Here is a 19,390-nt window from a genome sequence, read left to right on the forward strand (position 1 = left end):
GAAAAGGATACCATGCACCTGTTAAACCACAGGAAAATCCCATGGGTGCGACGCGCTACACCGCCCGGCTCAGCCGCCTTGGCGATCAGGACATCGTGGTGCTGACCGACGTCGACGGCGGTCGCTGCATCCGCATCGCGCGACGTGGCGCGGCCCTGCTCAGCTTCGAGGCCGATGTCGACGGCACAACCCGCGACCTCGCCGCCGGCTATGAAGACGCCAGCGAGATCGTGCACCGGCCGGGTTCGCGCTTCGCGATCATGGTGCCGTTCGCCGGCCGCATCGCCGATGCGCGCTACGACTTCGACGGCCAGCCGCAGGATCTCGATCCGGGCGTCACTGGCGCCGATCGGGCCAGCCGCCACGGCTTCGTCCGCGACGCGGTGTTCGAGGTCGCCGATCTCGGTGCGGACGACGATGCCGCCCGGGTCACCTTGCGCACCAGCGCGATCCGCCCGCAACCGGGTTATCCGCACGCGATCGACCTGGCGGTGACGTTTGTTCTCGACTACGCCGGGCTCACCCTGGAGGCCGTCATGCGCAACGTCGGCGACAGCGCGGCGCCATGCTTCTTCGGCTGGCACCCGTACTTCCGCGTGGCCGATGGCGAGGTCGACGACTGGCAGCTGCAGATTCCCGCGCAGACCCTGATCCGCACCGGCGCCGACCTGATCGCGCTGGCCGGCGCCGAGGCATATGTACCGCTGGACGCTGCGCCGGCGCTGGATTTCCGCCGGCCGCGGCTGCTCGACGACAGCATCCTCGACCAGGGCTACACCGACCTGGCGGCCGACGCCGATGGCCGCATCCGCACCCGCCTGGTCGACCCGGCCAGCGGCTTCGCCATCGCGGTATGGCAGGAGCGCGGCGTGATGCATGCGTTCACCGCCGACACGGTGAGTCGCGATGCGCGCCGCGCGATCGCGCTGGAGCCGATGGAATGCATGGCCGACGCGTTCAACCGTCCCGAATGCGCCGCGGCGATCCGGCTGGGGCCCGGCGCCGAGCGCATCTTCCGCTGTGGCGTGGAGATCGAATCGTGAAAGATGCCCTGCCGCGTTTCGACGACATCCGCGATGCCGCCGCACGCATCGCACCGCACGCGCGACCCACCCCGATCCTGCGCAGCGCCCGGCTGGACGCGCTGGCCAACGCCGAGCTGCACTTCAAGGGCGAGCACCTGCAGCGTGGCGGCGCGTTCAAGTTCCGCGGCGCCTGCAATGCCGTGTGGTCGCTCGACGACGCCACGGCGGCGCGCGGCGTGGTCACCCATTCCTCAGGCAACCACGGCAACGCGCTGGCGCTGGCCGCGGCCACCCGCGGCATCGCCGCCCACGTGGTGGTGCCCGAGGGCGCGGTGCGCGCCAAGCTGGAGGCGATCGAGCGCGCCGGCGCGATCCTGCATCGCTGCGCGCCGACCCAGGCGGCCCGCGAGGCGAAGTGCGCCGAGGTACAGCGCGACACCGGCGCCGAGCTGGTGCATCCGTATGCCGACACGCGGGTGATGGCCGGGCAGGGCACGCTCGCCCTCGAACTGCTGCAGCAGGCCGGCGCGCTGGACGCGCTGATCACCCCGGTCGGCGGCGGCGGCCTGGCCAGTGGCGTGGCGATCGCCGCCCACGGCATCGACCCGGCGCTGGCCCTGTTCGGCGCCGAGCCGCTGGGCGCCGACGACGCGGCGCGCTCGCTGGCCCAGGGCACGCGGGTCACCAGCGTGGTGCCCGACACCGTCTGCGACGGCCTGCGCGCCCTGGTCGGCGAGCGCAACCTCGACGCGCTGCGCGCTCATCATGTCGAGGTGATCACGGTCAGCGACGCGGAGACCATCGCGGCGATGCAGTTGCTGTGGTCCGAGCTGAAGCAGGTGGTCGAAGTGTCCAGCGCCACCGTGCTGGCGGCGATCCTGCAGCAGCCGCAACGCTTCGCCGGCAAGCGCGTCGGCGTGGTGCTGACCGGTGGCAACGTGGATCTCGCCGCGTTGCCGTGGTGATCAGGCGCGGCGTTTCGCACCCACGCCGCTGACCGCCACCAGCCCGGCCAGCACGAACACGATGCCGAGCAGCTCCATCATCGACGGCTGCTCGTGCAGGATCAGCCAGGCCAGCAGCACGCTGACGATCGGAACGCCCAGGCTGGAAATGCTGGCCACCGTGGTCGGCAGCCGCTGCAGCACGATCGACCACAGCCACCAGGCCAGGCTGGAAGCCAGCAGCACGCTGTAGGCCAGCCCCGCGACGAAGGCCGCGTTCCACTCGATCGCCCGCTCGGGCACGGCCAGCGCGATCGCGCCCAGCGCCACGCCGCCCAGCAGCATCTGCCACGCGGTGAGGTTGAGCACCGACGGCGCGTGCCGCTGGAACATCCGCTTGCTGAGCACCGTGCCGGCCGCCCAGGCCGCGCCGCCGGCGATCGCCAACGTGGTGCTCAGCGCGCTGCCCAGGTCATGCCACGGTTCGATGATGCAAAGCAGCCCGATCGCCGCCAGCCCCACGCCGATCCAGTGGCGTCGCGTGGGCCGGTCGCCCAGCACCAGCCAGGCCAGCAGCACCGCCCAGAACGGCATGGTGTAGGCGAGCAGGGCGACATGGCCGGCGCCACCGCCGATCAGCGCCCATTGCTCCAGCCCCTGGAACGCGGTGGTCTGGCACAGCCCGATCAGCAGGGTGGGCAACAGCGGCGGTGGCCGCAGCGATTGCCGCGACAGCAGCAGCGCGCCGAACAGCACGGCAGCGCCGAGCAGGTAACGCAGCGCCGCGAAATGGAACGGGCCGGCATACGCCAGCACCTGTTTCATCACGACCCAGCTGTACGCCCAGATCAGGATGGTGACGAACAGCGCGGACAGCGCGCCGCGTGAGGGCGAGGGCGACATGGGAAACCGGGCGCGGATGGGGCGACAAGTCTAGCGGGCTGGGTTAGCTTGTGCGGCACCTCGTGAGCACAAGCCAGCCATGACCAGGACCACCGAACCGCACCGTTGCCAATGGGCCGCCGCCGGCGACGCCCTGATGCGCGACTACCACGACACCGAATGGGGCACGCCGCTGCACGACGACCGCGGCCTGTTCGAGTTCCTCTGCCTGGAAGGTGCCCAGGCCGGCCTGTCGTGGCGCACCGTGCTCAACAAGCGCGACAACTACCGCAAGGCCTTCCACGATTTCGAGATCGCCCGGGTGGCTGCGATGACCGATCGCGAGCTGGAAAAATGCCTGCTCGACCCCGGCATCATCCGCAACCGCCTCAAGGTCTCCTCGGTCCGCGACAACGCCGTCGCCGCGCAGAAGGTGATCGGGGAGTTCGGCAGTCTGGACGTCTGGCTGTGGTCCTTCGTCGACGGCAAGCCGCTGCGCAATCGCTGGCGCGAGCAGGCCGAGGTGCCGGCCAGCACCGAACTGTCCGACCGCATGAGCAAGACGCTGAAGAAGCGCGGCTTCCGCTTCGTGGGCACCACCATCTGCTACTCGCTGCTGCAGGCCACCGGGATGATCAACGATCACCTGGTGGGCTGCTTCCGGCACAGGGCCTGCACGGAAGCTTGAGTCGCCGGGCCACAGGCTGAACCTTCGAATCCCCGGAGTCTTCGCATGCGCAATCTGGATTTCAGTTCGTGGCACGGGCTGCTCACGACGCTGCTCGGGCTGGCGGTGATCACCCTGATCGGCGTCGGCATCCGCCTGCTGGCGATGCAGACGATCCAGCAGCGGCGCGAGCGCGAGAACCGGCAGATCAACGAACGCCTGCGCACGCTGATCGCGGCGTACAAGACGCTGGGCGGCTCGTTCACCGGGAACCTCGCGGTCGACCCCAGCCACCTGCGAGACCTGCGCCGCCGGGCCGAGCCGGACGGCACTTCGGCGGCTGAACCGATCGGTCACGAAGGCGCCGGCAGCGACCGTTCGCGCCGCATCCGCGATGCGGTCGAGGCGGCGTTGTCGGACATCATCCTGCTGGGCACCGAAGAACAGGTGCAGCTGGCGGCGAAGGCCGCCGCGGACATGGTGGCCGGGCGTCCCGCCCACATGGCCGAACTGGTCGCGTCGCTGCGCAACTTCATCCGCCGGGTGCTGGACCTGGAACCGGTACCCTCCGGCCTGGCCATCCCGCAGCAGGGGCCGACCCGGATACCTGCATCGCGCGGCAAGGGCGACGGCGGTGCGAAGGATGGCGCCAGGGGAGGCGGCGGCAAGGGCATGGGCGGCGGTGCGGGCGGCATGGGCCTCGGCGCGAGCGGCGGCGATGACGACCACGAGCCGCGTCACTGAAGGCGTGGTGCCGGCGCTGATGTGAGCCACGCGGCGAGCGGTGCCGGCAGTAGGCGACCGACCCCGCTGCAGGCATCATGGCCGTCGTTGCCCCGTCGGCCCCACCCGTGTCCCCACGTTCCGACTACGCCCCGGTGTTGTTCGCCGTCGCCATGCTGCTGGTCAGCATGGTGTCGTACCAGTGCGGCGCCGCGCTGGCCAAGCAGCTGTTTCCGCTGATCGGTGCGCAGGGCGCCACCGCATGCCGGCTGGGTCTGGGCGCACTGATCCTGCTGCTGGTGCGGCGGCCGTGGCGTTCGCCGCGGCGCGTGCGCGACGTGCGTGCGCTGTGGGGTTACGGGCTGTCGATCGGCGCGATGAACCTGGTGTTCTACATGTCGCTGCGCACGATCCCGCTGGGCATCGCGGTGGCGCTCGAGTTCACCGGACCGCTGGCGCTGGCGCTGTTCGGTTCGCGTCGCTGGCTGGATTTTGCGTGGATCGCCCTGGTGCTGGCGGGACTGGCCCTGCTGTTGCCGTTGCGCGGGCAGGCGCACGCGCTCGATCCGATGGGCGTGATGTACGCGCTGGCCGCCGGCGTGGGCTGGGCGCTGTACATCGTGCTGGGCCAGAAGGCGGGCGCGGCGCACGGCGCGGACACGGTGACCCTGGGCAGCTGCATCGCGGCGCTGCTGGCCATCCCGTTCGGCGTCGCGCACGCCGGCAGCGCACTGTTCGCCCCGGCGTTGCTGCCGCTGGCGCTGGGCGTGGCCGTGCTCAGCTCGGCCCTGCCGTACTCGCTGGAGATGCTGGCGCTGACCCGCCTGCCCACGCGCAGCTTCGGTACCTTGCTGAGCCTGGAACCGGCCATCGCGGCACTCGCCGGCGTGGGCTTCCTCGGCGAACACCTGAGCGTGCTGCAGTGGCTGGCGATCGTGGCGATCATCGTCGCCGCGGCCGGCACGGCGCTCAGCGTGCGCCGGCCGGTGGCCGAGCCGCCGCCCAACTGAGCGTCCGCCTTCGTCTCGTCGACGGCAGCGCACGGCTCGTCGCACGACGCTCGCCGCAGCGGCATGCCGCCGGCTTCAATGCGGTCTCGACCCCACTTCAGGAGAGACGCATGCGGAAGATCATGGTGGTTTCCGGTTTGCTGGCCGGCCTGGCCTGCGCCGGCGTGACTGGCCCGGCGCGGGCAACGGACGATGCCGCGGCGCAGGCGCAGATCGGCCAGCTGGTGAAGCACTTCCAAGCCGCGATCATCGCCCACGACAAGACCGCGCTCGAAGGCATGTTCGTGGCCGAGGGCGGTTCCTGGTTCGAGGTGCTGGGCGAAGATGCGTACCGGCACATCAAGGCGAGAAAGCCGGATCTGTCGCGCGTCCACGCCGACGACCATCGCCACTTCGCGGCCTTCATCGGCGACAGCAAGCAGCCGATCGAGGAGCAGTTTTCCAACGTGCGCATCCAGACCGACGGCGCGGTGGCGTCGGTGTATTTCGATTTCGTGTTCCTGGTCGATGGCAAGCGCAACAACGTGGGCAGCGAAACCTGGCAACTGGTGCATACGGGCGAAGGCTGGAAGATCAGCGCGATGGCCTATTCGAGTTACCCGGATCGCACGCGCTAAAGTGGCGGGCAAGGTGCGGCTCGCGCGCCGTTTCTCAGGAGTCCGCATGATGCGTGTCGCCGCCGCCCGCGATGGGGCGGCCTCCATCTGGCTGCCGTGGCTGGCCGGCGCGCCGCTGGTGCTGTGCATGACGGTGATGGCCTTGCCGGAGATCGGCCACGAGCATGCGCTGGCGTTTCGCGGCGTCTATACGATCGCCTACCTGCTGTGGACCTTGCCGCTGGCCGTCGTGCAACGCTCGCTGCAGCGTCGCGTGAGCTGGCCACTGACCGTGTTCGCCCTGCTGGCGCTGACCTATCTGATGTCGATCGCCAACAACGCGATCGCCCTGCTGCTCGCCGTGCACTGGAAGGCCGTGCCGGCCTACGACTGGCATCGTCTGTTCGGCGGGCTGGATGGCTGCTGGCTCGCGCTGATCGCGTTCTGTGCGATCCATGCGGTGGTCGATCGCTACCAGGCGTTGCAGGCCGAGCGCAGCCGCGTCAGCGAAGCGCTGGCGCTGGCCCGTGACGCCGAGCTGCGCGCGTTGCGCTACCAGTTGCACCCGCACTTCCTGTTCAACACGCTCAACGCCATTTCCACCCTGGTCGCCGAACAGCGCGGCGCGGATGCGAACCGCATGCTGGCGCGGCTGGCCGACCTGCTGCGCGCCACGCTGGAACGCGGCGAGGTGAACGAGATTCCGCTGGCCGAGGAGTTGGCCCTGACCGGCCACTACCTGGACATCGAGAAGATCCGCCTGGGTTCGCGACTGACGGTGGATCTGCGCGTGGGCGCCGACCTGTTGCAGGCGGCGGTGCCGGCGCTGTTGCTGCAACCGCTGGTCGAGAACGCGATACGCCACGGCATCGCGCCGCGCAGCCACGGCGGCCGGCTGAAGTTGCAGGTGGAGCGCGTGGGCGGGCAGCTGCAGCTGCGCATCGACAACAACGGCGTGGCCTCAGCGGTCGATGCGAGGGCCACGCCGCGGCCGGCGATCGGCCTGCACAACGTGCGCGAGCGGCTGGCCCATCTTTACGGCAGCGCGCACGAGTTCGACTTTGCGCTGGCAGCGGACGGGGATTGCAGCGTGCGGATCACGATGCCGTTCCGCCCGATGACGGTCGCCGCGTGAGCCTGCGTGTGCTGATCGTCGACGACGAGCCGCTGGCGCGTGCCGGCGTCCGCGCCCGGCTGGACGGCCATGCCGACGTCAGCGTGATCGGCGAGTGTGGCGATGGCGCGTCGGCGCTGGCCTCACTGCGCTCGCAGCCGCCGGACCTGCTGTTCATCGACGTGGAGATGCCGGGGCTGAGCGGCCTGGAGGTGCTGGAAGCGCTGGCACCGGAGCAGCGCCCGCTGACCGTGCTGCTGACCGCCTACGAGCAGTTCGCGCTGCGCGCCTTTGAACTGCGCGCGCTGGACTACCTGCTCAAGCCGGTCGACGAGGAGCGCTTCGCCGATGCGCTGGAGCGGGCGCGCGACATGCTGGCCTTGCGTCGGGGTGAGGGCGCTGGCGTGCAGGCGCCGTGTCATGCCACGCGCTTCCAGGTGCGCCTCGGTCACCGCGTGCAACTGGTGCTGGCCGAAGAGATCGACTGGATCGAGGCGCAGGGCGACTACGCCGGCCTGCATGTGGGCGCGCACATGCACCTGTTGCGTGAGCCGCTGCAACGGCTGGGCACCCGGCTCGACCCGGCGCAGTTCGCGCGCATCCACCGCTCGACCATCGTGCGGCTGGATCGGGTGGCCGAGATGCAGGCGCTGTCCAACCGCGATCATCTGCTGCGCCTGCGCGACGGCACCGTGCTGCGTGCCAGCCGCACTCATGTCGATGCGCTGCGGGCGGCCTTGCTGACGGGCGAACCCGCCTAGCACCCGCCACACGATTGCCCGCCGGTTGCCCCGGTTTTGCCCTTATCGACGCGGGCCGTCTGGTCAGACTCGCAACCTTCCACGTTTCACCCCGATACCAGGAAACCTCATGCAGCGACTCCCCGGACTGGACCTGCTGCGCAGCTGGGCGATCGTCTGGGTGATGCTGTTCCACTCCTACATCGTGGGCGGCGTCGGCGAGCATTTTTCCTGGCTGTCGAACTACGGCTGGATGGGCGTGGACCTGTTCTTCGTGCTCAGCGGCTACCTGATCGGCTACCAGTTGCTGGCGCCGCTGGCGCGGGGCGAGCCGCTGGCGTGGCGGGATTTCTATCGCCGCCGCGCGTTCCGCATCCTGCCGGCGTTCCTGGTGGTGCTGGCCATCTATGTCGCCTTCCCGACGTTGCGCGAAGCGCCCGGCCTGCAGCCGGCATGGCAGTTCCTCAGCTTCACCCTCAACCTGCTGATCGACTACCAGCACAACCAGGCGTTCTCGCACGCATGGTCGCTGTGCGTGGAGGAACATTTCTACCTGCTGTTCCCGTGGCTGGCGTTCTGGATGACGCGCCGGCCGTCCACGCACCGCATGGTGGCCTTGGGGCTGGCGGTGGTCGCCTTCGGCATGATCGTACGCGGCTACGTCTGGCTGCACGACATGGCGCCGCTGCGCGACCAGGACGGTCCGGCGTTCGGCCTGCGTTTCGTCGAAGGCATCTACTACCCGACCTGGGCGCGGCTGGATGGCTTGCTGGCGGGCGTGGCGCTGGCGGCGCTGCGGATCGGCCGGCCGCAGCTGTGGCGTCGCTGGCAGGCACGTCGCAGCCTCCTGCTCGTGGCGGGCATCGCCGTCTTCGCTCTGGCGCTCTGGCTGTTCCACGATCGCCTCGGCTTCTGGCCGTCCGTGCTGGGCTACCCGCTGCTATCGATTGCGCTGGCGCTATGCGTCGCTTCCGCCACGGCATGGCCGGCGCATTGGTCGATTCCCGGTGCGGGCTGGCTGGCGCGAACTTCCTACAGCCTTTATCTGAGCCACAAACTGGCGCTGCATGCGGTGGCGACGTGGGTCGTGGGGCCTTGGCACGTGCACGGAATGGCAGCGTTCGCGCTGTACGCCGCCGGGGTGCTGAGTGTGGGCGCTGCATTGCATTACGCGGTGGAGCGGCCGTTCCTGCGCTGGCGTGAGCGCATCGATACCCGCCAACCGATCGGCGCCGCGCGGGCTTCCATCACCTCATGATGCGTCGCGGCCTTCGCACTAATCCGAACCGATGGTCCGTCGCACCATCGGCATGATCCGACGGCTCACTGGCACGACGGCTCCCGTGCTGATGCGCAGCTGGCCGATGCCGGAAGATTCCCGGCGGAGCGACTCGACGAAGGCGGTATTGACGATATGCGAGCGATGCACGCGCAGGAAAGCAGACGGCAGCTCCCTTTCCATCTCGTTGAGGCTGCCGTTGTGCAATCGCTTGCTGCCGTCGGCGAAGTTGAGTTCGACATAGTCTCCCGCGCCACTGCAATGGGTGATCTGGTCGGTTGAAACGAGCTCGATGCGGCTGGTGTCGACAATCCGGATCGTCTGCGATGGCAGCTGCTTTGGGGTGCGCGCCTGGTCCAGTGCGGCCTCGAGCTGCCGCGCGTGGCTGGCCAGCGCAATCCCCAGCTTCTGTTCACGGGCAAGCGCGGCGGCCTGCTGTGCGAACAGGAACAGCAGCAGTGCCGCGACCAGGTAGAAGAAGGCGACGTCGAGAAACTTTCCACCCAGGAAGAGGCTGAGTGCGCCGAACACGACCAGCGCAACGCAGTACACGGCAGCCCCTGGCTTGTGCTTCCACGACCAGCATGCGGTGCCCAGCGCGCAAGACAGCACCGGGCACAGCATCGCAAGCAGGGCCTTGCCGTCATAGGAAGCGGTCAGCACCACCCCTGCCACGGTCACCAACGCGACCACCGCGAACGACAGCCACGGTCGTCGCGGCTGGAACCTGCGAATGACATGGGCGGTCAGGCACAGCCCGAACCCGAGTGAGCACAGAACGATCAGCACCAGCCGCAGATCGTGGAACGGATAGCGATAGGCCAACAAGCCGCGTGAGGCCTCGGCCAGCAATTGCCCGGCGGCGAACAGCGAGATCAGGCAAAGCAGCGCCGCGCCCGCACGGTCGCCCCCGCGAAATGTCCCGACGCCGAAGTACAACGCGCCCAGCAGGAAGATGCCGAAGGTACCCAGCGAAGGCCAATAGGCGCGAAGAATCAGGTCCGTCGGGTTGGCATACGTGCCGATCATCAACGCCTGCATGGGTGAGTCCAGGCGAAGGAATCCCGAGACCCCCGACAGCTGCAGGGCGATCTCGTTGGCGCCCGCGTGGAGCAGGCCTGACGGAATCGGGATCACCGCATCCATCCGGCCCGGCGTCTCGCTGCGCCGACCGGCTCCGGGCCGGCCATTGCTGCCGATCAAGCGGCCGTTCACCCACGCGGTACTCGCCGCCTTGCCGGAAATGAACAGGCCCAGCGGGGGCGACTGTTCCAGCATGCTGCGGGGAACGGCAACGGTTGCCCGCAGCCAGAGCGTGCCGTGTTGGGGATCGACCGTCGGGATCTTCTCGGTCCGGCAGCCCGGAGCAGAGAAATCCGGCGGTGCGGTTTCGGCTTGCTGCGCCGGGCAAGTGATGACGTTGTCCACGTCGATCCACTGCGTCGATTGCGCCGCCGCCGATAACGGCAGCCAGGGCAGACACAGGCAAAGAAAAAGCGCGAGGCGGGAAATAGTCGACATACCGTCGGGCGAATATACCGTGCCGCCGTCAGGACGATGGCCGCCGCTCACCGAACCGACGCCGCCGTTGGCAGATCGGCCAGCGGTCGAGGCATCCGGCGCGCTTAGGCTGGCTCCATTCCATCAACGACCTGGAGCCTTCCCATGACGCATGCCCCCGTAAAACGCGCCGGCCTGAAACAGGCACTCATTGCCGTTGCCTGCCTCTGCCCGTTCGGCGCAGCCAGTGCGACAACACCCAAGGCGGTCGCCCAGACCTTCGTCTTCAAGAGCGTCGACGGGCAGACCACCGAGGCGATCCACGGTTCGTTCCAGGTGCCGGAGAACCGCGCCGATCCGCACAGCCGCATGCTGACCCTGCGCTATGTCCGCTTCCCGGCCACTACCAGCAAGCCAGGGGCGCCGATCGTCTATCTGGCCGGTGGCCCGGGCGGCTCCGGTATCGAGACGGCGAAACACCGACGCTTTCCGCTGTTCATGGCCATGCGCCAGTTCGGTGACGTGATCGCCCTGGACCAGCGTGGTACCGGTGCCTCCGATGACACGCCGGTGTGCAAGGCGTCGAAGACGCCCTCGGAATCCCAAGCCCTCACCGACCAGGCCTTCGCCGCCGCCTACCGCGCCGCGGCGCTCGAATGCGCGGCGTTCTGGAAAGCCAGGGGCGTTGACCTGCGCGGCTACAACACCAACGAGAGCGTCCGCGACCTGGACGCGTTGCGTCGCCACCTGGGGGCCGGGAAGATCACGCTCTGGGGCATTTCTTACGGTACCCATCTGGCACTGGCTGCGCTCAAGTCGATGAGTCCCCATCTGGACCGCGTCGTGATCGCCAGCGTCGAAGGGCTCGATCAGACCGTCAAGCTGCCAGCGCGCACCGACGCCTATTTCGATCGCCTGCAGGCCGCGGTGGACACCAACCCTGAAGCCCAGGCGGCTTATCCCGATATCAAGGCGTTGATCGCGCGCGTCCATGGCGCGCTGCAAGCCAAGCCGGTCATGCTGCACCTGAAGGACGCCAACGGGAAGGACGCCGCTGTGCTGCTGCAGCGTCGCACCCTGCAGATGATCGAGGCCGGAGCCATCTCCGACCCTGAAGGCGCGGTGCAGATGCTCGCGGTCTATCGCGCCGCCGACGCGGGCAACTACCAGCCGATCGCGGGCATCATGCAAAAGTACTTTTCACCCGGCGCGCCACTGGAAATGCAGGCGATGCCGCTGGCCATGGATGTGGCCTCCGGCATCGACGAAAAGCGCCTGGCGCTGGTCGAGCAGCAGGCCCGCACCGCGCTGCTCGGCGACCTTCTCAACTTCCCGATGCCGCAACTCGGCGGCGTGCTTCCGCAGCTCGATCTTGGCGATGCGTTCCGCACGGCGCCGCACAGCCACGTGCCAACCCTGCTGCTCAGCGGAACCCTGGATGGGCGCACCTATCCCGACAGCCACCGCGAAGCTACCGCAGGCCTGGACCACCTGCAGGCGATCACGGTGGTCAATGCCGGCCACAACCTGTTCATGGCGACACCGCAGGTCACGACGGCGATCGAGCGTTTCATGCGCGGCGAACCGGCGGCATCAACGCAGATCATCGCGCCGCTGCCTGATTTCAAGCCGGTGCTGCCGCCGTCGAAGAAATGAAGCGGTGGGTCGTGCCGGCCTCAGGCAAGACCGAAGGCCGGCTTCGCGCTACTTTCGTCGCGAGCCACGCAACGAATCGAGTGAGAACGTGGCCACCTCGCCGCCCGGCACGCGACGCGGCTGGCCGATCGGCGGGCCCCAGGCGTGGGCGCTGACCACTTCCCAGGTGGCCGGGATGCGGCCGTCCACGCGCATCGTTTCGTAGGCGGCCAGCATGCGCTGGTAGCGTGCCTTGCCGGCGAGGCCGCGCGAGCGCGCGCGGTCGGCGTTGGTGGCGCCCAGGCCTTGCAGTTCTTCCAGCAGCTTGCGCGGTTCGCTGTAGGTGAGGGTGTAGCGGGAACAGTCAGAGGGTCACCATTTCGCCGTCCGTGTCAACACCGTCAGAGGGTCATGTCTTGCTTTAACACGTCACGGGGTGTTGATTACCAGCCATCTTCTGCAATGCCCGGATGGTCATGCGGCAAAGCAAAGCCTGATGCTGAGGCTTTTTCAGCAAGAATGTTTAGTAGTTCATGGATTTAATGCCACATGGTAAATCGTGTAAAGATGTTCGGCGAGTTCAATTCTGAAGTGCACCACCCCCAGCGGTAGAGCGGCGCAGGTGCGGTAGCCTGCACAGCTTCACCGCCAAGTGGAACTGCACATGAGCTACACACACCTGAGCCAAGACGAACGCTATCAGATTCAGCATTTCCATGGGGGCGGCTTTTCAGCTCGAGAGATCGGCGCGGAGTTGAAGCGCGCGGCGACGACAATCAGTCGCGAGCTTCGACGCAACTCGAGCGAGGCGGCCAAGTATCACGCGCGGGCTGCACAGCGACAGGGCGCCAAGCGCCGGCGTGCGGCGAGCGCGCAACCTCGGATCGGACCGGAGCAGTGGGCCACCGTGGAGGCACGGCTGACAGTCGAGCAATGGAGCCCTGCGCAGATTGCCAGCGAGGTGTCCATCAGCCACGAACGTATCTATCAGCACATTGCTGTCGATCGTCAGCGGGGTGGCAAGTTGTGGCTACATCTGCGCTGCCGCCGCAAGCAACGCCGCCGACGTCATCGCTGTGGCACTCCGCGGCAGCGTCAACGCTTCCACGGGCGGCGCATCGCCGAGCGGCCGGCTATCGTGGAGAGCCGCAAGCGGGTGGGTGACTGGGAAGGCGACACCATCGTGGGCAAGGGGCTTGCGCGGGTCGTGACGCTGGTCGACCGCAAGTCCGGCCTGCTGCGCATGCGGCTCGTACCCAACGGCGAGGCCGACACGGTCATGCGCGCCATCGTCCATGCCCTGCATCCCCTGCGGGCTCGCGTGCATACCCTGACCTGGGACAACGGCAGCGAGTTCGCCGAACACGCTTTGGTCGATATTGCCTTGGTTGCCAAGAGCTATTTCGCCGAGCCGTACTCATCCTGGCAGCGCGGCACCAACGAAAACACCAACGGGCTGATACGGCAGTACCTGCCCAAAGGGTGCGACCTCAGTGTTTACTCCGACGCCGACATTCAAGCGATTGAAGACAAGATCAACCAACGGCCACGAAAGCGTTTAGACTTCCGTACACCACAATACGTTTTCGATGCTTCCTTCAATCGTGGTGCACTTCGTAGTTGAATCCGCCAACCAACAAACCGGCCGCCAGCGTGAGGTTGTAGGCTGGCGCGGTCTGCTGGCGAGCGCGCCCGTCATGGGCAGGCAGGAACCGTTTAACTACCTCCGTCCCCTTAAATTCCCGGCTCGACCGTCCGCTGTCCAGCGACGACTACATCTGCCGCACCGTGACGCTGCCCGCGTCCTATACGCCGGGGCGCTGAAGGGGCTCAGCGTCGCCGCGAGCCGCGCAGTGAGTCGATCGAGAACGTGGCTACTTCTCCGCCCGGCACGCGACGCGGCTGGCCGATCGGCGGGCCCCAGGCGTGCGCGCTGACGACTTCCCAGGTGGCCGGGATGCGGCCGTCCACGCGCATCGTTTCGTAGGCGGCCAGCATGCGCTGGTAGCGCGCCTTGCCGGTGAGGCCGCGCGAGCGCGCGCGGTCGGCGTTGGTGGCGCCCAGGCCTTGCAGTTCTTCCAGCAGTTTGCGCGGCTCGCTGTAGGTCAGGGTGTAGCGGAACACGTCGAGCACGGGGTCGCGCAGGCCGGCGGTGAGCATCGCGTCGCCGACGTCGTGCATGTCGAGGAAGCGGGCCACGTGTGCTTGCTGGTCGGCTTCGGCCCAGGCCGCGCGCAGTTCCATCAGGGTGTCCGGGCCGAAGCTGGAGAACGCCATGAAGCCGCCGGGCTTCAGCACGCGCATGCATTCGCCGAACAGCGCAGGCAAATCGTCGACCCACTGGAAGCACAGGTTGGAATACAGCACGTCGACGCTGTGGTCGGCCAGCGGCAGATTCGTGGCTTCGGCGCAGACGCGGCGGAACGGCTTCAGCCAGCTGTTGTGCTGCCTGGCGGCCTGCAGCATCGGCAGCGCCAGGTCGATCGCGATCACTTCGGCCTTGGGGTATTTCTGCTTCAGCAGCGCCGTGCCGCGACCGGTGCCGGCGCCGACGTCAACCACCCGCGCGGGCGTCTCCAGATAGAAATCCAGACGTTCCAGCAACGCCGCCTGCACCTCGCGCTGCAATGCGTCGTGCTGTTCGTAGCTGCTGGCGGCGTGGCCGAAGTTGCGGCGCACGCGCTGTTGATCGAGTTGGAACGTACTCATCGGATCAGGCTCATCGAACGAAAGTTGCCAGCAGCGGCTGCAGTGCCTGCACCACCGCGTCGGCATGGCCGAAGAAGGGCGCGTGACCGGCCTGCTGGACGTCGGTATACGTGCCGCCGCACTGGCTGGCCGACCATTGCATCGCCTGCGGCGGCACCAGCCGGTCACGGCGGCCGCTGATCCAGGCGTTGTGCACGCGCAGGTCGGGCAGGGCGGCGCGGCGGTCGCTGGTTTCCAGGATGCGGATGCCTTCCTGCAATACGCGCAGGTCCGGCTCGCCGCGGGCGAACACCAGTTCGCGCAGGTGGCGCAATTCGGCGCGCGGATCGGCGCTGCCCATGGTTTCCAGGGCGAGGAAACGATCGAGCGTGGCGCGGTAATCGGTTTCCAGATCACTGGCCAGTTGATGCACCAGCTGGGCATCGCTGCCGTGCGGCCAGCTGGCATCACGCACGAAACGCGGCGTGGCGCACAGCATCGCCAGCGCACGTACCTGGCGCGGCATCTCCAGCGCGGCGGTCAGTGCGATGGTGCCGCCCAGCGACCAGCCCAGCCAGATCGCCGGCGGCGTCGCGGCGGCGATCGCGGCGGCGCAGGCGCGCGGTTCCAGCGGCAGTCCGCAGTCGCGCGAGTAGCCGTGGCCGGGCAGGTCGACCACGTACATCGTGCACTGGTCCTCCAGTGCCTCGACCAGCGGTGCCAGCACGCCGCCGTGCATCGCCCAGCCGTGCAGCAGCACGAGTTGCACCGGGCCGTGGCCGCGCTGGTCGATGTACAGGCTCATGCCCCGCCCTCATGAAGCATCGCGCTTGTTGCGTTCGCCCCTTCTCCCCCTCGGGCGACCCTTGGGGAGTCCCCTTGCGGGTGAGAAGGTTGGGATGAGGGGCGGGTGCTCGCTGGGAAGTCCATCGAAGCCGGCTCTGAATCAGCTCCTTCCTCGGCGTGGCCCCTCACCCCAGCCCTCTCCCCGCGGGGGGGAGGGACTGGTACGCGCTTCGAATCAGCCTCTTCCTCAGCGTGTTCCCTCTCGTCAATCGCAGGGAGAGGAGGCGAAGGCAGGAGCGCTTTGTCTATGGCCACGCGTCCGTCGAACACGAAGCAGTCGCCCTGCCAGTGCTTGCCGTCGGTCTGTTCCAGATACTTCAGGATGCCGCCTTCGAGCTGGTAGACGTGCTGCAGGCCCAGGTCCTGCATGTGCAGTGCGGCCTTCTCGCAGCGGATGCCGCCGGTGCAGTACGAGACGATGGTCTTGCCGTCGTAGCGCGCGCGATCGGCGGCGATGGCGGCGGGGAATTCGGTGAAGCTGGCGATGCGGTAGTCGACGGCCTGCGGGAATTTGCCGAGTTCGGTCTCGTAGTCGTTGCGGGTGTCGAGCAGCACCAGTTCGCGGCCGTCGTCGTCGTGGCCCTGGTCGAGCCAGCGTTGCAGCGTGGGCGCGTCGACCGCCGGCGCGCGACCGCCTTCGGGGCGGATCGTGGGCAGGCGCATGGTGATGATCTCGCGCTTGATGCGCACGCGCAGGCGGCCGAACGGCACCTCGGCGGACAGCGATTCCTTCGGCGCGACATCGGCGAAGCGGGAGTCGTCGTGCAGGCTGGCCATGAAGCCGTCGATCTGCGCGCGGCTGCCGGCGAGGAACAAGTTGATGCCTTCGGGCGCCAGCAGGATCGTGCCCTTCAGCGCCAGCGCCTCGCAGCACGCGAACAGCCGCTCGCGCAGCGCGGGCAGGTCGTCCAGGCTGATGAACTTGTAGGCGGAGATGTTGACGATCGACATGCGGGGGAATCGGCAGAGCAGGCGGCGATTATACGGGGTCGCCGCCGGCTGCCCGGGATGCGGCCGGCAGACGCAGCGTTTCCAGCGCGGCCAGCAGCCGGTCGACGTGGGCCTCCTCGTGTGCCGCGGACAGCGTGATGCGCAGCCGCGCCTGGCCCGCGGGCACGGTCGGCGGACGGATCGCGGTGACCAGCAGGCCTTGCCGCTCCAACGTCTGTGCCGCGGCCAGCGCGGCGTCGGCGCCGCCCAGCAGCAGCGGCTGGATCGCGCTGGGCGAGGCCGCCAGCGGCAGGCCGAGTTCGGCGGCACCGTGGCGGAAGCGCCTGATCATCGCCGCGAGCTTTTCGCGTCGCCACGCCTCCTTCTGCGCCAGTTGCACTGCTTCCAGCGCGGCCCCGGCCAGCGCCGGCGGCATCGCGGTGGTGTAGATGTACGGTCGCGCGAACTGGACCAGACCTTCGATCAGCGGGGCCGAGCCGGCCACGAAGGCGCCGCTGCAACCGAGCGCCTTGCCCAGCGTGGCCATCAGCAGCGGCACCTCGTGCTGGCCGAGGTTCGCGGCACCGAGGCTGCCGGCGCCGTCGTCGCCGAGCACGCCGAAGCCGTGCGCATCGTCGACCAGCAAGGTGGCCTGCTCGCGCGCGCACAGCTGGGCCAGCTCGCGCAGCGGCGCGACGTCGCCATCCATGCTGAACACGCCATCGGTGGCGAGCAGGGCGGCTGCGTTCGGGTGGGCGGCGAGTTGCCGCGCCGCGGCGTCCACGTCGGCGTGCGGATAACGCTTCAGCTCGGCGCCGCTGAGCTTCGCGCCATCGAGCAGGCAGGCGTGGTTGAGCTTGTCCTGCACGCAGAGGTCGCCGCGCGCGAGCAGTGCCTGCAGCACGCCGAGGTTGGCCATGTAGCCGGTGGAAAACAGCAGCGCCCGTTCGCGCCCGGTCCAGGCTGCCAGCGCCTCCTCCAGCTCGGCGTGTTCGCGGCGATGCCCGCAGATCAGATGCGCCGAGGTGCTGCCGACGCCTTCCTCGCGGGCGGCGCGGTTGAGCGCGGCGATCAGCTGCGGGTGTTGCGCCAGGCCGAGGTAGTCGTTGCTGCAGAACGACAGGAGGCGCCGGCCGCCGATCTCCAGCCATGGCCCCTCGGCGCGGTCGATGGTGCGCAGGCGGCGGCGCAGGTTGGCGCTTTCGCGTTCGGCCGTCTGGACGGCCAGTCGGTGAAGGAGGTCAGGGCGGGGCGTGGTCATTGTTCGGCACAGGTTGAAGAGCACCCCCTCCCAACCTCCCCCTGCGATGCAGGGGGAGGAGCCAAGCCGGTGCTGCACGCTGTGCTCCCTCCCCTGCTTGCCCCAAAGGGACTTCCTTCGGTCGCAGGGGAGGGTTGGGCTGGGGTGCTCTCAAGCCGCCGCACTGCAGCCGCAACCCTGCCCGCAGCTTTCGCCTTCGCCGATGTCCGCATGCACGGTACCCGCACTCTCGACCACGTCCATCGGATGCAGGTCGAGCCGGCGGAACAGCGCGCGATCGGCTTCCACGTCCGGGTTGCCGGTGGTCAGCAACTTCTCGCCGTAGAAGATCGAACCGGCGCCGGCGAAGAAGCACAGCGCCTGCACCGCGTCGTCCATCTGCTGGCGGCCGGCGGACAGGCGCACGATGGACAGCGGCATCAGGATGCGCGCCACCGCGATCGCCCGCACGAACTCGAACGGATCGAGCGGCTCGGCATCGCCCAGCGGTGTGCCGGGCACCGGCACCAGCTGGTTGATCGGCACCGATTGCGGATGCTCGGGCAGGTTCGCCAGCGCCTGCAGCAAGCCGGCGCGCTGTTCGCGCGTCTCGCCCATGCCGACGATGCCGCCGCAGCAGGTCTTCAGGCCCGCGTCGCGCACCTGCTCCAGGGTGACCAGGCGGTCCTGGTATTCGCGGGTGTGGATGATCTCGCCGTAGAACTCCGGCGCGGTGTCGATGTTGTGGTTGTAGTAGTCGAGGCCGGCATCCTTGAGCTGCTGCGCGTGGCCGTCGCCGAGCAGGCCCAGCGTGGCGCAGGTTTCCAGCCCCAGGTCCTTCACCGCGCGCACGATCGCGGCGACCTTGGGGATGTCGCGATCCTTCGGTCCGCGCCATGCCGCGCCCATGCAGAAGCGGCTGGCGCCGGCGGCCCTGGCGGCGCGGGCGCGTTCCAGCACGTCGTCGACGTCCATCAGCTTCTGCGCGGCGACGCCGGTGTCGTAGCGCGCCGCCTGCGGGCAGTACGCGCAGTCCTCGGGGCAGCCGCCGGTCTTGATCGACAGCAGGGTCGACACCTGCACCGCGTTCGGGTCGTGGTGTTCGCGATGCACCGTGTGGGCGCGATGCAGCAGTTCGTTGAACGGCAGCGCGAACAGCGCGGACACCTCGGCGCGGCTCCAGTCGTGACGGAGGACGGTTTCGGCCATGGAATGCCACTCGCTTCAGGAACAAGCGCGAGAGTGTGGGAGCCGCTCCGAGGTGTGTCAACCAGGCCATGTCGATCGTGGTTGACGAGACTTGGCCACTCCGCTCCCGCTACCATCGCGCCTTCGCGATACCAACTGGGGGCGGTCGGATGAGTGAAGGGCAAGGCAGTACGGGCAACGTGCTCGCGGCGATCTGCAGTTTTTTCATTCCCGGCCTGGGCCAGCTGGTGCAGGGGCGATTGCTCAAGGCGATCATCATGTTCGTGCTGGCGGCGGTGTTGTGGATCGTGCTGCTGGGCTGGCTGATCCATCTGTGGTCGATCCTCGACGCAGCACTGTACAAGCCCGCGCGCTGAGCCCCC

At 68.4% G+C, this 19,390-nt stretch carries 19 protein-coding genes and 1 pseudogene; 12 read left to right on the forward strand and 8 right to left on the reverse strand.

The window, feature by feature from the left end:
• Window positions 1–41 precede the first annotated feature (41 nt).
• Window positions 42–1,043 carry an aldose 1-epimerase gene (locus ABNK63_RS01275; protein WP_007808678.1) on the forward strand — a complete coding sequence of 334 codons (1,002 nt, stop codon included), beginning with the start codon at window positions 42–44 and terminating at the stop codon, window positions 1,041–1,043.
• Window positions 1,037–1,990, forward strand: coding sequence for a pyridoxal-phosphate dependent enzyme (locus ABNK63_RS01280; protein WP_238530943.1), 954 nt, complete (start codon window positions 1,037–1,039; stop codon window positions 1,988–1,990). Before ABNK63_RS01275 ends, ABNK63_RS01280 begins: the two co-directional genes overlap by 7 nt.
• On the opposite strand, the gene ABNK63_RS01285 is transcribed toward ABNK63_RS01280, so the two are convergent.
• On the reverse strand, window positions 1,991–2,872 hold the full coding sequence (locus ABNK63_RS01285; RefSeq protein WP_007808682.1) for a DMT family transporter: 882 nt from the start codon (window positions 2,870–2,872) through the stop codon (window positions 1,991–1,993).
• A gap of 79 nt (window positions 2,873–2,951) precedes the next feature.
• Between ABNK63_RS01285 and ABNK63_RS01290 the strand changes: the two genes are divergently transcribed.
• The 7 genes from ABNK63_RS01290 (at window position 2,952) to ABNK63_RS01320 (ending at window position 8,959) form a co-directional block, all read left to right on the forward strand.
• Entirely contained in the window at window positions 2,952–3,539 is a 588-nt protein-coding gene (locus tag ABNK63_RS01290; protein WP_007808684.1) for a DNA-3-methyladenine glycosylase I, read from the forward strand.
• A gap of 45 nt (window positions 3,540–3,584) precedes the next feature.
• A complete protein-coding gene (locus ABNK63_RS01295; RefSeq protein WP_007808687.1) occupies window positions 3,585–4,262 on the forward strand; it encodes a hypothetical protein in 678 nt (225 codons plus the stop codon).
• Window positions 4,263–4,369: 107 nt separating this feature from the next.
• The gene (gene rhtA, locus ABNK63_RS01300; RefSeq protein ID WP_040673367.1) at window positions 4,370–5,251 is read left to right on the forward strand and encodes a threonine/homoserine exporter RhtA; all 882 of its coding nucleotides are present in this window, start codon (window positions 4,370–4,372) and stop codon (window positions 5,249–5,251) included.
• 110 nt (window positions 5,252–5,361) lie between these two features.
• Window positions 5,362–5,868 carry a hypothetical protein gene (locus ABNK63_RS01305; RefSeq protein WP_007808691.1) on the forward strand — a complete coding sequence of 169 codons (507 nt, stop codon included), beginning with the start codon at window positions 5,362–5,364 and terminating at the stop codon, window positions 5,866–5,868.
• 46 nt (window positions 5,869–5,914) lie between these two features.
• A complete protein-coding gene (locus ABNK63_RS01310; protein WP_007808694.1) occupies window positions 5,915–6,982 on the forward strand; it encodes a histidine kinase in 1,068 nt (355 codons plus the stop codon).
• On the forward strand, window positions 6,979–7,722 hold the full coding sequence (locus tag ABNK63_RS01315) for a LytTR family DNA-binding domain-containing protein (RefSeq protein WP_007808695.1): 744 nt from the start codon (window positions 6,979–6,981) through the stop codon (window positions 7,720–7,722). The genes ABNK63_RS01310 and ABNK63_RS01315 overlap by 4 nt, the downstream gene beginning before the upstream one ends.
• Before the next feature lie 109 nt (window positions 7,723–7,831).
• Window positions 7,832–8,959, forward strand: coding sequence for an acyltransferase (locus ABNK63_RS01320; protein WP_350016465.1), 1,128 nt, complete (start codon window positions 7,832–7,834; stop codon window positions 8,957–8,959).
• A gap of 18 nt (window positions 8,960–8,977) precedes the next feature.
• Here ABNK63_RS01320 and ABNK63_RS01325 read toward each other — a convergent pair whose 3' ends face one another.
• Window positions 8,978–10,501, reverse strand: a complete 1,524-nt coding sequence (locus tag ABNK63_RS01325) for a LytTR family DNA-binding domain-containing protein (protein ID WP_350016466.1) — start codon at window positions 10,499–10,501, stop codon at window positions 8,978–8,980.
• Window positions 10,502–10,849: 348 nt separating this feature from the next.
• Here ABNK63_RS01325 and ABNK63_RS01330 point away from each other — a divergent pair, with 348 nt between their 5' ends.
• Window positions 10,850–12,136, forward strand: coding sequence for an alpha/beta hydrolase (locus tag ABNK63_RS01330; RefSeq protein ID WP_350016467.1), 1,287 nt, complete (start codon window positions 10,850–10,852; stop codon window positions 12,134–12,136).
• Window positions 12,137–12,184: 48 nt separating this feature from the next.
• On the opposite strand, the pseudogene ABNK63_RS01335 reads toward ABNK63_RS01330, so the two are convergent.
• Window positions 12,185–12,472 (reverse strand): annotated as a pseudogene (locus ABNK63_RS01335) (malonyl-[acyl-carrier protein] O-methyltransferase BioC); the annotation flags it as partial.
• Between the two features lie 307 nt (window positions 12,473–12,779).
• Between ABNK63_RS01335 and ABNK63_RS01340 the strand changes: the two are divergent.
• Window positions 12,780–13,739, forward strand: coding sequence for an IS30 family transposase (locus ABNK63_RS01340; RefSeq protein ID WP_350016373.1), 960 nt, complete (start codon window positions 12,780–12,782; stop codon window positions 13,737–13,739).
• 206 nt (window positions 13,740–13,945) lie between these two features.
• On the opposite strand, the gene bioC is transcribed toward ABNK63_RS01340, so the two are convergent.
• From bioC to bioB, 5 genes are all read right to left on the reverse strand, one after another.
• Entirely contained in the window at window positions 13,946–14,824 is an 879-nt protein-coding gene (gene bioC, locus ABNK63_RS01345; protein ID WP_350016468.1) for a malonyl-ACP O-methyltransferase BioC, read from the reverse strand.
• A gap of 10 nt (window positions 14,825–14,834) precedes the next feature.
• Window positions 14,835–15,608, reverse strand: coding sequence for a pimeloyl-ACP methyl ester esterase BioH (bioH, locus tag ABNK63_RS01350; RefSeq protein ID WP_350016469.1), 774 nt, complete (start codon window positions 15,606–15,608; stop codon window positions 14,835–14,837).
• Entirely contained in the window at window positions 15,605–16,600 is a 996-nt protein-coding gene (locus tag ABNK63_RS01355) for a sulfurtransferase (protein ID WP_350016470.1), read from the reverse strand. The genes bioH and ABNK63_RS01355 overlap by 4 nt, the downstream gene beginning before the upstream one ends.
• 28 nt (window positions 16,601–16,628) lie before the next feature.
• Window positions 16,629–17,840, reverse strand: coding sequence for an 8-amino-7-oxononanoate synthase (gene bioF, locus ABNK63_RS01360; RefSeq protein WP_350016471.1), 1,212 nt, complete (start codon window positions 17,838–17,840; stop codon window positions 16,629–16,631).
• 150 nt (window positions 17,841–17,990) lie between these two features.
• Window positions 17,991–19,028, reverse strand: a complete 1,038-nt coding sequence (bioB, locus tag ABNK63_RS01365) for a biotin synthase BioB (RefSeq protein ID WP_007808711.1) — start codon at window positions 19,026–19,028, stop codon at window positions 17,991–17,993.
• Window positions 19,029–19,177: 149 nt separating this feature from the next.
• Between bioB and ABNK63_RS01370 the strand changes: the two genes are divergently transcribed.
• A complete protein-coding gene (locus ABNK63_RS01370) occupies window positions 19,178–19,384 on the forward strand; it encodes a hypothetical protein (RefSeq protein WP_007808713.1) in 207 nt (68 codons plus the stop codon).
• Window positions 19,385–19,390 lie beyond the last annotated feature (6 nt).

Origin of the sequence: Rhodanobacter sp. IGA1.0 (assembly GCF_040208325.1) — a bacterium.
GTDB lineage: Bacteria > Pseudomonadota > Gammaproteobacteria > Xanthomonadales > Rhodanobacteraceae > Rhodanobacter > Rhodanobacter spathiphylli.

What these genes read in the sequence shown, in the direction of transcription:
- ABNK63_RS01275 (WP_007808678.1), top strand. Translation starts at nt 42, where the DNA reads ATGGGTGCGACGCGCTACACCGCCCGGCTCAGCCGCCTTGGCGATCAG.
- ABNK63_RS01285 (WP_007808682.1), bottom strand. Translation starts at nt 2,872, where the DNA reads ATGTCGCCCTCGCCCTCACGCGGCGCGCTGTCCGCGCTGTTCGTCACC.
- ABNK63_RS01290 (WP_007808684.1), top strand. Translation starts at nt 2,952, where the DNA reads ATGACCAGGACCACCGAACCGCACCGTTGCCAATGGGCCGCCGCCGGC.
- ABNK63_RS01295 (WP_007808687.1), top strand. Translation starts at nt 3,585, where the DNA reads ATGCGCAATCTGGATTTCAGTTCGTGGCACGGGCTGCTCACGACGCTG.
- ABNK63_RS01305 (WP_007808691.1), top strand. Translation starts at nt 5,362, where the DNA reads ATGCGGAAGATCATGGTGGTTTCCGGTTTGCTGGCCGGCCTGGCCTGC.
- ABNK63_RS01310 (WP_007808694.1), top strand. Translation starts at nt 5,915, where the DNA reads ATGATGCGTGTCGCCGCCGCCCGCGATGGGGCGGCCTCCATCTGGCTG.
- ABNK63_RS01320 (WP_350016465.1), top strand. Translation starts at nt 7,832, where the DNA reads ATGCAGCGACTCCCCGGACTGGACCTGCTGCGCAGCTGGGCGATCGTC.
- ABNK63_RS01325 (WP_350016466.1), bottom strand. Translation starts at nt 10,501, where the DNA reads ATGTCGACTATTTCCCGCCTCGCGCTTTTTCTTTGCCTGTGTCTGCCC.
- ABNK63_RS01330 (WP_350016467.1), top strand. Translation starts at nt 10,850, where the DNA reads ATGCTGACCCTGCGCTATGTCCGCTTCCCGGCCACTACCAGCAAGCCA.
- ABNK63_RS01340 (WP_350016373.1), top strand. Translation starts at nt 12,780, where the DNA reads ATGAGCTACACACACCTGAGCCAAGACGAACGCTATCAGATTCAGCAT.
- bioC (WP_350016468.1), bottom strand. Translation starts at nt 14,824, where the DNA reads ATGAGTACGTTCCAACTCGATCAACAGCGCGTGCGCCGCAACTTCGGC.
- bioH (WP_350016469.1), bottom strand. Translation starts at nt 15,608, where the DNA reads ATGAGCCTGTACATCGACCAGCGCGGCCACGGCCCGGTGCAACTCGTG.
- ABNK63_RS01355 (WP_350016470.1), bottom strand. Translation starts at nt 16,600, where the DNA reads ATGTCGATCGTCAACATCTCCGCCTACAAGTTCATCAGCCTGGACGAC.
- bioF (WP_350016471.1), bottom strand. Translation starts at nt 17,840, where the DNA reads ATGACCACGCCCCGCCCTGACCTCCTTCACCGACTGGCCGTCCAGACG.
- bioB (WP_007808711.1), bottom strand. Translation starts at nt 19,028, where the DNA reads ATGGCCGAAACCGTCCTCCGTCACGACTGGAGCCGCGCCGAGGTGTCC.
- ABNK63_RS01370 (WP_007808713.1), top strand. Translation starts at nt 19,178, where the DNA reads ATGAGTGAAGGGCAAGGCAGTACGGGCAACGTGCTCGCGGCGATCTGC.